The sequence below is a fragment of the Phycisphaeraceae bacterium genome, from assembly GCA_020639155.1.
GTDB lineage: Bacteria > Planctomycetota > Phycisphaerae > Phycisphaerales > UBA1924 > JACKHF01.
The window spans coordinates 153101-167779 of the sequence record JACKHF010000002.1; the positions used below are offsets into that span (position 1 = coordinate 153101).

General features: G+C 57.2%; 11 protein-coding genes. 6 read left to right on the top strand and 5 right to left on the bottom strand.

The window, feature by feature from the left end; genetic code table 11:
* Positions 1-60 precede the first annotated feature (60 nt).
* Positions 61-1842 (bottom strand): hypothetical protein, encoded by a 1782-nt coding sequence (locus tag H6815_11270; protein MCB9861017.1) that lies wholly within the window; start codon positions 1840-1842, stop codon positions 61-63.
* 79 nt (positions 1843-1921) lie between these two features.
* The gene (locus H6815_11275) at positions 1922-2944 is read right to left on the bottom strand and encodes a trypsin-like peptidase domain-containing protein (GenBank protein ID MCB9861018.1); all 1023 of its coding nucleotides are present in this window, start codon (positions 2942-2944) and stop codon (positions 1922-1924) included.
* Positions 2945-3164: 220 nt separating this feature from the next.
* Between H6815_11275 and H6815_11280 the strand changes: the two genes are divergently transcribed.
* Positions 3165-5498: a VCBS repeat-containing protein gene (locus tag H6815_11280; GenBank protein MCB9861019.1), complete on the top strand. Its 2334-nt coding sequence runs from the start codon at positions 3165-3167 to the stop codon at positions 5496-5498.
* Positions 5499-5590: 92 nt separating this feature from the next.
* Positions 5591-6286 (top strand): nucleotidyltransferase domain-containing protein, encoded by a 696-nt coding sequence (locus H6815_11285; GenBank protein ID MCB9861020.1) that lies wholly within the window; start codon positions 5591-5593, stop codon positions 6284-6286.
* 1 nt (position 6287) lies between these two features.
* Here the strand turns inward: H6815_11285 and H6815_11290 are convergent, their stop codons facing one another.
* Together H6815_11290 and H6815_11295 are read right to left on the bottom strand one after the other, a co-directional pair.
* Positions 6288-7589, bottom strand: a complete 1302-nt coding sequence (locus H6815_11290; protein MCB9861021.1) for a CofH family radical SAM protein — start codon at positions 7587-7589, stop codon at positions 6288-6290.
* 72 nt (positions 7590-7661) lie between these two features.
* Positions 7662-8207, bottom strand: a complete 546-nt coding sequence (locus H6815_11295) for a hypothetical protein (protein ID MCB9861022.1) — start codon at positions 8205-8207, stop codon at positions 7662-7664.
* Positions 8208-8452: 245 nt separating this feature from the next.
* On the opposite strand from H6815_11295, the gene dnaK reads away from it, so the two are divergent.
* Positions 8453-10369: a molecular chaperone DnaK gene (dnaK, locus tag H6815_11300; protein MCB9861023.1), complete on the top strand. Its 1917-nt coding sequence runs from the start codon at positions 8453-8455 to the stop codon at positions 10367-10369.
* Positions 10370-10434: 65 nt separating this feature from the next.
* Here the strand turns inward: dnaK and H6815_11305 are convergent, their stop codons facing one another.
* The gene (locus H6815_11305; protein MCB9861024.1) at positions 10435-11112 is read right to left on the bottom strand and encodes a non-canonical purine NTP pyrophosphatase; all 678 of its coding nucleotides are present in this window, start codon (positions 11110-11112) and stop codon (positions 10435-10437) included.
* 159 nt (positions 11113-11271) lie between these two features.
* Here H6815_11305 and H6815_11310 point away from each other — a divergent pair, with 159 nt between their 5' ends.
* The 3 genes from H6815_11310 to H6815_11320 are packed head-to-tail and all read left to right on the top strand — an operon-like array spanning position 11272 to position 14679.
* A complete protein-coding gene (locus tag H6815_11310; GenBank protein ID MCB9861025.1) occupies positions 11272-12777 on the top strand; it encodes an aldehyde dehydrogenase family protein in 1506 nt (501 codons plus the stop codon).
* Positions 12770-13504, top strand: a complete 735-nt coding sequence (rpiA, locus tag H6815_11315) for a ribose 5-phosphate isomerase A (protein ID MCB9861026.1) — start codon at positions 12770-12772, stop codon at positions 13502-13504. Before H6815_11310 ends, rpiA begins: the two co-directional genes overlap by 8 nt.
* Entirely contained in the window at positions 13501-14679 is a 1179-nt protein-coding gene (locus H6815_11320) for a beta-lactamase family protein (protein ID MCB9861027.1), read from the top strand. Before rpiA ends, H6815_11320 begins: the two co-directional genes overlap by 4 nt.

Genomic DNA, 14679 nt, shown 5'->3' on the forward strand with positions numbered 1-14679 from the left:
AAAAACCCACCGGACTGGGGATCGCGGTGGGAATGATCGTCCGAAAATCGAAGCAGGATCTCAGTTGCTCAGCATATAGCTCTTCATGATGAAGCCGTCCCGAGTGCGCTGCATCTCGCTGACACTTGCACTGAAGTACTTCTCGAGCAGTTCCTTCTGAGGAACCGCCTCAAGAACATCCATCCAGCGCTGTGTACTTTCATCAGGCTCGCCCCACATGGGATTATTCATGTTGTTCAGCGATGTCTCTGCAAGCTGGGTCAGCATATTGAGTTGGGCACTTCCATTCAGATATGAGTATCCCATCGCGCGAGGAGAAAGCGACGCGGTAGCACGCTGAAACTCAGGCTCGTCTGCCAGTGTTGCTGCGCCGGGGTTTGCAAGTCGGCGCAGCGCGTTCTCCACCTGTTCCTGCTCACCGATGAAGAAGTAACCGTGGCCAACTCCAAAGGCAATATCTGCTGCCATCAGAGCTGCTTGAGGAGCAAGATCAAAGATCATGCCACCCTCAAAGTCGCGACCACTCATCATGCCCTGCCCTGCGCCAAGATTCAGCAGATTCTGGATCACAGTGACATCGTCTGACGGAAGCGCAAACAGATTTGCGGCAACAACACCGAGGTCGGCGTCCTGCTTTGCATACGACGTTGAAATGATCTGGCCGCCCATCGACTCAAATGCTGGGCGCACGATGCCCATAATCTGCTGCACCATCATGTTGGCCTGCTGCTGATCCTGTGAGAATGATGTCGCAAAGTCTGTTGCGATCTTCTCCACGATGTCTGCAAGCCCGGGCAGGTCGTATGCAATGGTCATCACAGAGACCGCATCTGCACCAACGAATGCCGGTGGTTCAAAGGCCTGCTCGGACTTTCCAGCAAGATCAAAGATGCCCTGTGGATCATCTGACGCGAGATAGAAGGTGTTTGTCATCATCGATGTGCCATCATCAAGCTGCATCGACACGCTCAGTGTTGACACACTCTGCAATCCAAGCCCGCCAAGCATGCTTATGGGCGACGGCATGAACATCTCGTCATCGGGTGCTGGCATGAACTCTTCAAAGATTGGAGCAAGGTTCACATACATCCACAACGGCGGATTATCAGGATGATGCGCCATCGCATCTGCAAACTTGTCAGTTGAGCCGACGGAATCAACATCCTTGTTATCAAACGCATCGAGTGCATTGAGCATCTGCTGCTCGTCGGTAGCAAACAGCAGTGTGGATCCATTCCACGCATAGAACTCTTCTGTTGGATCCGGCGGCACATACTCCTGCCCCATCTGGTCCCACCATTGGAGTTCTTCGGCGGTTGGCTCCGGTGGGTGCTCTGTCAGATGCATGATGGTGACGCCGTGGTAATCGTCCTCTGACATTTCAACACCACTGTCAACACGCTTGTCAATTGCAGCTTCAATGACTTCCGAGATTGTGTCCTGGTTTTCACCAAAGTCAGCCATCATCAGGAAGAGAGGTGTGCTGTAATACTCGGGATGGAATGTCAGCGAGAAACCCACCGCGCCTGTCGGCAACGCAAGATCATCGGCACCGAACCCAAGATCTGACTCGGCCATGGACTGCTCTATTTCAGCAACGATTGTTTCTGTAAGCACCCTGACAAACTTTTCAACAGCTGGTTCTTTCATCATGTCGCCGAGTGAACCATCGGAAAACGATTCGTGCAAGGCGCTGAGGTTGGGAATGCTGACCACAAAGGCAGCATCCGCAGGCGCGATGTCCTGAATGGTTGGATCAGCGAGAACGCTTGCGGTCATGCCTGCAAATGCAGCAAGACCACATGCGGTTGCCAGGCATGTTGTGTTGAAATCGCGGATCATGGCGGTCTCCTGCACAGTTACCGAATCAAATCATCAGGTATAGCTGTGCTCAGTGTGTCTTGTGAAAACGAAACTGTAACTACCGGACTCCCTCGCCGGTGGCATCATCAAGCATCGGCGGCGTTCCAAACTTCGATCGCGAGGGGGGTTCGTTGTACGTGTATCCGGAGTTTGGATTTTCCTTGTCATATGCAAACGCATCACGGTTTCGAAGGAAATCACGCAGGTACCGGGCTGGAATGGCAAATCCAAGTCCCTCGCCAAGCGGAATCTTCATGTTTGCAACGCCAATGACCTCGCCCTTGTCGTTGAAGAGCGGGCCGCCGGAGTTGCCGGGGTTAATCTCCGCAGTTGTCTGGATGTAGGTTAAGCCTTCAAAGTTGCGCTGTGTCGTTGCAATCACGCCACGAGAGAGTGTGCGCTCAAGGCCAAGCGGCGATCCAATGACGAACACGCTCTGTCCAGCATCAAGCTTTTCCTCAGCCTGAATGTAGACAGTATCAAACGGTTCATTGTCGTCGCGTGTCATTTTTATGAGCGCAAGGTCCACATGATGATTGACCGCGATTAGTTCGACGTTCTCGATAATAGTGCGTCGAAACTCAAGAGCAGTTTGTTCATATACCGTGCACTTGATCTTTGTCTCGCCCTGCACAACGTGAGCATTTGTGATTGCGTACCCGGAGGGATGGATAATGAAACCTGATCCAAGTCCGGAAGGCGTTGACACCATGATGACTGCGCTGCCCAACTCCTTGGCAAGTTCCAACGGTGCTCGCTCAGGGAGATTGATAGCTGACGAAAACAGTTCATCCTTTTTTACCTGCTCCAAGCCATCGGTTCGGCCTCGCTCGATCCTGCTGATCTGCGATCGTGGCACATCAAGCACGGTGATCCCAAGATCAACCCAGACGGTTTCCTCGTTCTCCTTGAGGATCTGGCCAACGACCTCGTTGCCATCAGAGAGCACAATGCGGTCGCCCGGAGGCGGACCGCCATCCTGTGCAGCAGCGTGCTGTGGCCCAAGAACCCCGTGGCATACGAGCACTGTGCATGTCAGCAGGCACTGAGAGAGAAACATACGGATGGTGCGATGCTTCATGCGGACTCCAGAGCAAGGGGCGAGCATATTGCGCGGATTTTTCCTGCCAGAGCAGACACTGCCTGTCTGTGGCGGATTGATTGAACTCCATCCGATGTTTCGGCTGGATACCCCGATCTGTTCGATCGCGGTCCTAATAATAGATGCATCGATCGTGTCAGCGTGCTATCACGATCAAAGTCGTACCCATGTGCGCAAGAACCACCGAGGAGCCCGTCTTATGCCAAACGCTTCAGCCTCTCGTGCTCTCAGACCCCATGCAACGCGCATGCTTTTTTCGATGCTGGCACTGGCCTGTGTTCCACAGGTGGTGTCAGCACAGACAAGCGACACCCTTGCTGAGTACTTCGGGTTTGATCCGATGCGCGTTGTGGCAATCGGCGAGGGATGCGGGCCAGCGGTCGAGGGCGATTTCAATGATGACGGTCGGATGGATCTTGCTGTCGTGAATAACCGACGCAGCAGGATCGAACTGCTGATCACACGTCAGGAGATGCGCAGCGAGACCGAACGCCGCTCGCAAGCGAACGCAAACGAGATTCCGCCAAGCCCCTGGTACGACAATGTTCGTCTTAGCGTGTCGAATCGTATTACAGCAGTTCTGAGCGGTGACGTGAATCGCGATGGCAGGACCGACATCATCTGTGCGGGCAGCGATCCTGCCGAACTGCTCGTATACAGACAGGCCAGCGACGGATCGTTTGCACTCGCGCAGCGCATGCGTGCGAAGGGACTCGCGAACGGCACATACGCAGTGACACGTGCCGAACTGTCCAACGGTCGATTTGAGGTGCTCGCTGTTATTGATAGTGAAGTTCATCGTGTTGCGATTGGAAGCGATGGCAGGCTGCAGGAACCGGTGTCTGTTGGAGGCGATGCGATCGGGTTTGTCATGAGCGAAGATGTCACCGGCGACGGGATTGATGACATCATCGGCGGAGCCACGGATGACAGCGCTCCGGTTCGTATTTGGCCACGATTTGGTTCGGACGGCACAGGTGTCGGTGCAGAACTTCGTTTCTCGCTCCCGCCGGTCAACTCGATCTCTGTTATTCCGTTCGAGGATCGCAAAGCGGCGTCGCTCGGCGTGATCGAACGCGCAACCAGACGTATGGTCTATCTTGATCTGGTGCAGGCAAACAGTTCGACCAGCCTCGTCGATGATTCAACAAGTGCAGCAGTCTACACACTCCCCGGCGCAGACGTAAAAGATCGATCGATCGCTAGCGCGGATCTGTCCGGCGATGGAAACAACGAGATTGTGGTGTTCGATCAGAGCGCAAACACAATCGAGATCTTTGCAGCAAAGCCGAACGGTGAACTCCAGCATGTTTCCTCCAGCCCAACATTCAAGCAACCAAAGCAGATCGTCACAGGAGCCTGGTCAGACGGGAACGATGCGGTCTTTGTGCTCTCTGAAGCGGAACGCACGGTTGGTGTTTCGACGTTTGATGACGGCAGATTAACATTCCCCGAGCCGATCACGCTGAAAAACTCCGCAACCACACCGGTTGTCATGTCGCGATTCAGTGTGGGAGAGAACGATCTGCTCGCTGTCGTGACGAAGGACCGTCGCGATTACGAGATCGAACTTGTTGACCCGTCGAACACCGCCGAGTTGAAGCCCGTCACACTCAAGGATGTGCGCCGGGATCCAGCTGCGATTCTGCCCATTGATATCGATGCGAACGGCACGATCGAGCTCCTGCTGCTGACACCAGGCGAGCCGATGGTTGTTGTGCCGATCGAGACTGCCGATGGGAAGTCAACGCTTGGCAGTCCGCTGACAAAGGACACGATGCTCCAGTTCGGTCTCGTTGAAGCAGCAGCGCCCGCGAACACCCTTGCGTACGACTTTACCGGCGACGGCCAGACCGAGATGCTCGTCGCAGATGCGAACTTTGTTCGTGTTTGCAGATACGACAACACAAAGGGCTGGCGCGTCATCGAACAGTTGTTTGTTGATGATGCAACGGTCAAGCTGACAGCGCTCACGATCCTCGGCGAAAAGAACGATCCAAGCATTGTTGCGTGGGACAGGGACGGCAAACGCGTCGTTGTCTTTGCACGCGATGCAGAAGGTCGCTGGGGCGTGCGCAGGATGATGAACCTGACAGGATTCGACGTGGCAAGCATGCAGGCGTTTCCGGGCGCTTCCGGCACGCTGCTCTGCGTGTCGGATGGTGCAGTTGGTGTTGTGTCTCTGGGTGGCACGATGTGGTCGCTTGAGGAGTTTGCCTCCGCACGATCAGAGTCCGATGACCGGTTCGAGCACGACATCATCGCGGGCGATATCAACGGCGACGGGTACACCGATGCTGTAGTGCTCGATGCGTCCGAACGCATGTGCTCAATCTACTCGTTCAGCGCAGCTCGCAAGCTCATCTTCGCGACCGAGTTTGAGATCTACCAGTCGCGCCTGTTCACGGGCGGCGCGAGCAGGCAGTTCGAGCCCTCGCAGGCGATCATCACGGACCTCACGGGCGACGGGAAGAACGACATCGCGATGATCTGCCACGACCGCGTGCTCATCTATCCGCAGGCAGCAAAGTGAGCACATCTATCGAAGTCGATGGCATCCAACTCGACACCGCGCTCATCGAGAGCCAGATTGCAAAGCATCCGAACAGACTGTTGTTTGTGACGATGAGCGGCGCACATCTGTACGGGTTTGCCTCGCCGGACTCTGACTATGACCTGCGCGGAGCGCACGTGCTCCCCGCGAAAGAACTGCTTGGGTTGCATCAGCCTCGCGAGACGTTCGATATCCTCGACCGCGATCTCCCGATCGAGATGGACATCGTCACGCACGACGTTCGCAAGTTCTTCTCGATGCTGCTGCGCAACAACGGGTACGTGCTCGAACAGATCTTCTCGCCAATCGTGCTCTATGCTGCGCCGGAGTTTTCGGAACTCAAGGAGATCGCTGCGACCTGTATCACGCGAAACTGCAGGCATCACTTCCGCAGCTTCGCGAAGCACCAGTGGAAATCGGTGGCGGGCTCGTCCGCGGGGACGGTCAAGGGACTGCTCTACACGTACAGGCCGCTACTGGCGGGGATCCATCTGATGCGTGAGCACCGCGTGGAGTCGAACCTGCGCGTGCTCAATGAGTCGTTCGGGCTCCCGTTCATCGACGATCTGATCGCACAGAAGATCGGAGGCGAGGAGAAGCAACTGCTCGGCAGTCTCGACATGCAGTTCCACGAGCAGGAGTTCGAGCGTTTGCTCGGAGAGCTCGAATCAGCGAGCGAATCGTCCGGACTCCCGGAGCACGCGCAGGGGCGTGACGCGCTGAATGATCTGCTGCTTCGATTGAGACTTGCGACACTTCAAAGTTAAATCAAGACTTTGTGCCGGTATGCCACTTCTTCCCATCCCGGATCACGCGTCGGTAGAGCGTGTCTCGCTCGACGGGCTCGAACCCTGCTTCGCGGATGGCTTTTTCAAGATCCCACACGGTGGTTTCCTGGTGCGTTGTGCTCGCGCCGACCTTTGTGATGTCGTACCAGACGACCGTGCCGTCGATGTCGTCAGCACCCGCCTGGAGCATGAGCTGACTCATGGGGAGCGTCTGCATGATCCAGAACGATTTGACGTGCGGGAAGTTGTCGAGCATGAGCCGTGCGATCGCGAGCGTGCGCAGGTTCTCGAGTCCTGTCGGACCCGGCAGATGCTCGAGCTTTGAGCCGTCGGGGAAGAATGGGAGCGGGATGATGGTCTGGAAGTATCCACCCTTTGCGTTGAGTGCGGGTGTGGGCTGGCTCACATCGTCGCGCATCAGTGTGACAGCACCGTGTGTGTCAGGCATGTATCCGAGTCGCACAAGCGCTTCGTCCTGCGCGGTGCGGAGCATGTCCATGTGGACGAGCCGCTCTCTCTTTTCTTCGATGTGCCCGTACAGAATGGTGGCGTTCGTGTTGAGCCCAAGCTCGTGCGCGACGCGATGGACGTCGAGCCAGACATCGGAACGAATCTTGCCCTTGAACGCCTCGTCATGGACGCGATCGTCGAAGACTTCTGCGCCGCCGCCCGGGAGTGATCCGAGCCCGGCTTCTTTCAGTTGTTCCAGCACCCAGCGGATGCCCGCCTGCCGATCGGATTGCTTGTACTTCTTCGCGATCTTCGCAAGATGTACGACCTCGACAGCGGTGAACGCTTTGACGTGCAGATCACTCCCCATTGCGCGCGCGGTGTCGCGGATTGTGCGCACAAGCTCGGGGTAATAGTCCCAAGGGAGATACGGATGAAGGCCGCCGACCGAGTGCATCTCGGTCGCGCCGGATTCAACAGCTTGTCTGACGACCTCGCGGACTTGGTCCATGTCGTGGGTGTACGCGCCGGGCTCGTCCTTCTTTCGCGCAAACTCGCAGAACGTGCACGAGAGTGCGCAGACGTTGGAGTAGTTGAGATGCCGGTTGATGTTGTAGTACGCGGTCTTGCCGTGGAGTTTTCTGCGGATGCTGTCAGCCATCTCGATGACAGACCAGATGTCCGGCGTTGCGTAGAGCGCCTCGCCATCGTCGAGCGTCAGACGCTCGCCCCGCTCGACTTTGGAACGAATAGCGTCGAGCCGAGGATCAGCGACAACTGAACTGGCACAAGCAAGCGGTGGGGCACTCGGGAGCGTGGTCGTGGTGGTCATCGCGTGATTGTTCGCACCGGAATCAACAGTGTGGAGCATGTTTTCAGATATTTTTGAAACTGGCAATGTGGCTTAATGTTCGTCCAGTGTACCCACAACCTGCACGGATGCTTCAACGTGGATTGCGTCCAATACGCCCCTGCAGATCTCCTCGTGCGTCAGCCAGCGTCTGGCGTTGTTCTCCTCCACCCATCCAAGATAGACCCTCCGGTAGTCGATTCCCCCAGCATCAAGAAAAGTATCAAACTCGATCGTTTCACGCTGTGTCCACTGCGAACTCGAAAGCACGTGGATGAACACAGGCCGACTTCCTCCCTCGCGACACAGGTCGAGCAGGCCTTGCACCACATCGTCATTGCCCGAGTGGATCCACGCGATTGTCAGCGCTGGCTGGCCAAACCGAGCTATAGCTTTTTGGATGTCGGCGAGGAACGCTTTGGGATGCTGGTAGTCGGTTGAGATCGGATGGATTCTGCCAACTCCGCGTTCACTCAATGAGGTAAGTTTGGCTTGATCGCGACCGACGACCGAGACATCCCAGCCTCTGCTGGCGAGTTCGATGCAGACACCCGCGAGCATGCCCGAGCCGCCAGGAACAAGTGCGTGTGGATGAGCCATGATGGATCATTCGAGCCTGAATCGCTCTCTGTCAGTCTGGCAGGACGTGGACGAGGTATCGTGTTAAAAACCTGCTTCTGATGCCAGAAATGCGGTTTTTCAGTGTGAATTCGGGTCTGGTTGGCTCTGTATCACCTCAGCCAGATTTCTGCGACTGGCACAGCAGTTGCATCCCTCCTTGCGGACTATCGCGATCAGCAGGCCGGATCGACAGCCGAGTCCGCTCATCGAAGGAAGGAAATCGCATGTCGAAAATCATCGGTATTGACCTTGGTACAACAAACTCCGTCGTGGCAGTGATGGAAGGCGACACGCCGAAGGTGCTGATCAACGCATCGGGCAATCGCATCACGCCGTCGGTCGTCGCATTCACCGACAAGGGCGAGCGCTTGGTCGGCCAGCCCGCTAAGCACCAGCAGGTCACCAATCCGCAGAACACGATCTTCTCGATCAAACGCTTCATGGGGCGTCGTCACAGCGAGGTCTCCAGCGAAGAAATGCGCGTGCCGTACGAGGTCATCGGCGGCGCGGAAGAGTTCGTGAAGGTGAAAGCCCGCGACAAGGAATACACGCCACAGCAGATCTCCGCGTTCGTGCTTCAGGATCTGAAGAAGACCGCTGAAGACTATCTCGGCGAGAAGGTCGAGCGCGCGGTCATCACGGTTCCCGCGTACTTCAACGACTCGCAGCGTCAGGCAACCAAGGACGCTGGCGAGATTGCTGGTCTGAAAGTCGAACGCATCATCAACGAGCCGACAGCAGCAGCGCTCGCGTACGGGCTCGATCGCAAGGCCAACGAGAAGATCGCGGTCTTTGACCTTGGTGGTGGTACGTTCGATGTCTCCGTGCTCGATGTGGGCGACGGCGTGTTCGAGGTTCTCTCGACCAACGGCGACACGCATCTTGGCGGCGATGACTTCGACCAGATGCTCATCGACTTCCTCGCGGAGGAGTTCCGCAGGAAGGAAGGCATCGACATCCGTAATGATGCGATGGCGCTCCAGCGTCTGAAGGAAGCCGGCGAGAACGCCAAGAAGGAACTCTCAACATCGCAGGAAACAACGGTGAATCTGCCGTTTATTACCGCGAACGAAACCGGTCCGAAGCACCTGCAGGTCTCGATCACCCGATCGAAGTTCGAGTCACTCTGTGCATCGTTGTTCGAGCGCATCAAGGGCCCGTGCCTGAAGGCGATCTCCGACGCGAAGTTGAGCGCCAGCGACATCGATGAGGTGCTGCTGGTTGGCGGTTCGTCACGCATGCCGAAGGTCCAGCAGATCTGCAAGGAGATCTTCGGGAAGGAGCCGAACAAGAGCGTGAATCCCGACGAGGTCGTCGCGGTCGGCGCAGCCATCCAGGGCGGTGTGCTCGCGGGCGATGTCAAGGACGTGCTCCTGCTCGACGTGACACCGCTCTCGCTCGGTCTTGAAACACTTGGCGGCGTGATGACAACGCTCATCGGCGCAAACTCGCGCATCCCGACCGACAAGACAGAGATCTTCTCGACGGCGGCTGACAACCAGCCGTCCGTGACGATCAAGGTCTTTCAAGGCGAGCGCCAGATGGCAGCGGACAACCGTCTGCTCGGCCAGTTCGATCTTGAGGGCATCGCTCCCGCGCCGCGTGGTATGCCGCAGATCGAGGTGAAGTTCTCGCTCGATGCCAACGGCATTCTTGAGGTCACCGCGACAGACAAGGGCACCGGCAAGAGCGCGGACATCAAGATCACAAACTCTGGCGGTCTCGACAAGAACGAGATCGAGAAGATGAAGGCCGATGCCGAGGCGCACGCCGAGGAAGACAAGAAGCGTCGTGAACTCGTCGATGCCAAGAACAAGGCGGATTCCATCATCGATCAGACGCGCAAGGCGCTGTCCGATCATGGCGACAAGGTCGAGGCGGACACACGCTCGAAGATCGAGAGCTCGCTCGCGAACCTTGAGGACAAGATCAAGGGCGATGACCTCGCAGCTATCAACGCTGCAATGAAAGACCTTGAGAATGTATCGATGGAACTGGGCAAGGCTGTGTACGAAGCAGAAGCTGCCAAGTCTGGCGGCGCAGCAGGCGCTGCATCAGAAGCAGAGCCGAAGCCCAACGGCGATGCATCGTCCTCGGACGATGTGATCGATGCCGAGTACGAGGTCAAGGAAGAGCGGTAAGAACCGCAATATAAACGAAACATGACACGGGAGTCTGCGGCCATGCGGGCTCCCGTTGTTCTTTGTCAAAACATGAGAGATTTGAATTTGATTGCCATCTCATGTGCAGCGTGTGCGCGATGGCTTCGCATGTTCTTTTCTGTTGGTGAAAGCTCTGCTCCAGTGTGCGCGTAGTCAGGCGCAACGAGAAAGAGCGGGTCGTACCCGAAGCCGTTGCCGCCGCGAGGCACGATGTGCGATGGGGTATCTGTGTCGTTTTCTGGAAACCCGATGCGTCCTTCGAATGTGCCACCAGATGTTGCGAGTATGTTTCCATTTGGCTGTGCCAGCACCATCACGCACACGAACCGTGTTGAGCGCTGCTCGAACGCAATACCATCTAACTCCCGCAGCACGCGCTCGTTGTTCTTCGCATCGCGCTCGTTGCGTGACATGCCCTCGTCGCGCCCGTCAGTGCAGTAGTGACTCGAAATGACGCCGGGCTTCCCCCCGAGCGCATCGATCTCGATCCCCGAATCGTCCGCGAGACAGACCATGCCCGTCTGGTCAGCATACGACAGGGCCTTGATCGTCGCGTTCTCAAGAAACGTGGTGCCCGTCTCGTCCGGCTCGATCCAGCCCGAGTCAGGCGTGCTGCACTCAGCCAGCGAGACGACATCGATCCCGATTTGAGCAAAGATCGCGCGAAGCTCGTCGACCTTGTGCGGGTTGGCTGTTGCGAGCACGATCGTGTCAAAGTCCATGCCGGATCGTTGCCCCCTGACTCTGCTCTGGCGAGGAGATATCCCTTGATTGGGAACGACAGATGATGTGCCGGATTGATCGCACTACACTTGTGCGTGAGTATCCAGACGCAAACGAAATCGTCCGCTGCCCAGCGATTCCAGTCTCTCGCCCGTGCGATAGGTGTTGATGCGCATCCGCGTCTCGTGCTGGATGCAACCGAATCGACCGACAGCACCATTGTCAGTTTCAGCCCAGCATCGGGCGAGCCCATCGCGGGTGTCAGGCTCGACGATGCTGCAAGTTACGAGAAAACGATCACAGCGGCGCATGAATCGTTCAGAAAATGGCGCGAGGTTCCGGCGCCAGTGCGCGGGCAGGTGGTGCGAGCAATTGGCGACGAGCTGCGCAGGCTTCGTGAGCCGCTGGGCGAGCTTGTCTCGCTTGAGGTCGGCAAGATCAGAGCAGAGGGCATCGGCGAGGTGCAGGAGACGGTCGACATCGCAGACTTTGCGGTTGGCCTCTCACGACAGTTGCACGGCATCACCATGCCGAGCGAACGCGCAGAGCACCGTATGTTCGAGCAGTGGCTCCCGCTCGGGCTTGTTGGTGTGATCACCGCGTTCAACTTTCCCAACGCGGTGTGGGGATGGAACGCGATGCTCGGCGCGGTGTGCGGCGATGTGGTGGTGTGGAAGCCGTCGTTGCTTGCGCCACTGACAGCCCTCGCATCAAACGCGGTTGCGGATCGCGTTGCAACAAACATGGGGCACCCCGGTGTGTTCAGGCTCGTCATCGGTTCCGATCAGGAGATCGGCGAACGCCTGATCGCTGACAAGCGACTGCCCCTCATTAGCGCGACCGGCTCATGCAACATGGGCAGGCGCGTTGGCGAGGTTGTTGCGGGAAGACTTGGAAAAACGCTGCTTGAACTTGGCGGGAACAACGCGTGCATTATCGAGAAGGACGCGGACCTTGATCTCGCGGTGAAGTATGTTGTCTTTGGTGCTGTGGGCACTGCTGGTCAGCGATGCACAACCACACGCAGGCTCTATGTCCATAGTTCTATTGTTGATGATGTGACCTCGCGCATCGTGCGTGCGTACGAGACGGTCCGCATTGGTGATCCGCTCGCTGAGAGTGTGCTGATGGGCCCGCTAATCAACGATGCAGCGGTGCAGAACTACCTGCACGCGATAGAGCAGGCGAAGCAGCAGGGCGGCTCCGTGCTGGCCGGTGGCGAGCGTGCTTCGGGCAGTTCGCTTGAGGGTGGCAGCTTTGTCAAGCCCACCGTCATTCGCGCCCCCGCATCGAACGCGCTCCCGATTGCGATGCACGAGACATTCGCGCCGATTCTCTATGTCTTCAGCTATGACAGTCTCGACGATGCGGTCGAAGCAAACAATAGTGCCGATCAGGGATTGTCCAGCGCGATCTTCTCGTCGTCAATGCGAGCAACAGAACGTTTCCTGAGCCCGTCGGGTTCGGGATCCGACTGCGGGCTCGCGTATGTCAACCTCGGCACAAGTGGTGCGGAGATCGGCGGCGCGTTTGGTGGCGAGAAGGATACCGGCGGCGGGCGTGAGTCCGGCTCGGATGCGTGGAAGGCATACATGCGCAGGCAGACCTGCGTCGTCAATCGTTCAAGCACATTCGCTCTTGCTCAGGGGATCAGGTTTGAGTAACGACACACCCAATGCATCATCGGATCTGCTCGCACAGCGCGTGATTGCGGAGATTGAAACCGGCATGATTGTCGGCATGGGCACGGGGTCTGCTGCCGAGCGCGGAATGCACGAACTCGCGCGCCGCGTGCGACAGGACAAGCTCAAGGTCGCGTGTGTTCCGTCGAGCGATCGCACCGAAAAACTCGCAACAGAACTTGGTCTGCCCCTCGTTGATTTCTCGAAGGTTGAGCGGATCAACTACTTCTTTGGTGGCGCGTACGAGGTCGATACGCAACTGCGTTTGCTGAAAGGTGCTGGTGGAGCGATCACGCGCGAGCGCATGCTCTGCTGGGCCAGCGATCGAAATGTGTTCATGCTCGATCAGTCGCGTGTGGTCGAACGCTTGGGGTCATCGACGATACTTGCTGTTGCGGTGATGGCGTTCGGACTTGCGTCCATTCGCGCAGAGTTGCGAAACTTTGGACTCAATGGCGTGATCCGACGCACGCTCGATGGCAAGGTCTTTATCACCGACAACGCGAACCTCATCCTTGATGTCACGCTTGAGGAGCAGGATCTTGACAGCCTTGCGACGCTGCTTAACTCGATCCCTGGTGTGGTCGATCACGGGCTCTTCATGACGGAAGCAAACGATGTGTTTGTCGAGATGGACACCGGCGATGTTGAGCACCTTGTTCGGTGCGAGGACGAGCCCGCGAGCGAGTCTGCAGAGGTGAATGCGTGAAGTGGTTCTCTGTGTGCGCACTCGCGCACATGGTGGTTCTGTCGTGCGTAATGGTCTCGTGCGCAGCTGCGATGCAACAGACCACGCTTGATCATCCACACAATACAACTGAAACGTATGACGAACTCGATGGGCTGGATGAACTCGTTGCATCCGGCCGGATTCCGGGTATTGCTGTGCTCGCTGCGAAGAATGGTGAGATTCAGATTCTTGATATTGCTGGGATGCGTGATACCGAAACCGGTGATCCGCTAAAGACCGATGACCTGTTCCATCTTGGCTCGTGCACGAAGGCGATGACAGCCACACTTGCAGCATCCATCATCGAGGATGGTTTGCTCTCGTGGGATACAACGCTCGCGAAGGCGCTTCCCGGTCTGGTTGATGAGTTAGACCCGTGGTATCGCGATGTGACCATCGAACAGTTGCTGCATCATCGCGCCGGTGTCGCCGAACGCACGGACCGAATGTGGGAGTTCGAAACATTTGCTGCGATCCAGCAGTTCGAGGGCACACCAACAGAGATACGCAAGCAGGCTGTGCAGTATGTGCTGTCAAAGCCGCCGCGCTCGCGCGACACAACACGCATGGAATACTCGAACGTCAGCTACATGACGGTGGGGTACGTGCTTGAAACCGTTATGGAGAAACCATTCGAGCAGCTCATGCACGAGCGTGTATTTCTGCCGCTCGGTATGACATCGGCTGGGTTTGGATTGCCACAAGGGCAATCGCAGCCACGCGGGCATCATCAGACACATGACGGCTTTCTACCTGTTGCAGCCGAGGACCAGAACAAGGCTTCACCGGCATACTCACCCTCGGGCGAGGTGCACGCGACGCTGCACGACTGGTTTTTGTTTGCACAGGATCAGATGCGTGGTTATCGCGGTGAGCCCGGCACGTTGCTTGCGCCGGACTCATATAGAAAACTGCACGAGCCACCAACAGGCGGCACCTACGCGATGGGCTGGTACAAGAGAAGGCAGGCGTGGGCGAATGTGGCTTTAACACACAACGGCACAAATGTGACGTTCTACGCGGTTGCAACGCTTGCGCCAGAACTCGACGCGTGTGTGCTCGTTGCCACAAACTGCGGCCCACCGACCGCGGGACGTGCGTGCCGTGATGCGCTCAGGCTTGCGATCGACCAGTTGCAACTCAGCGGGAAGTGA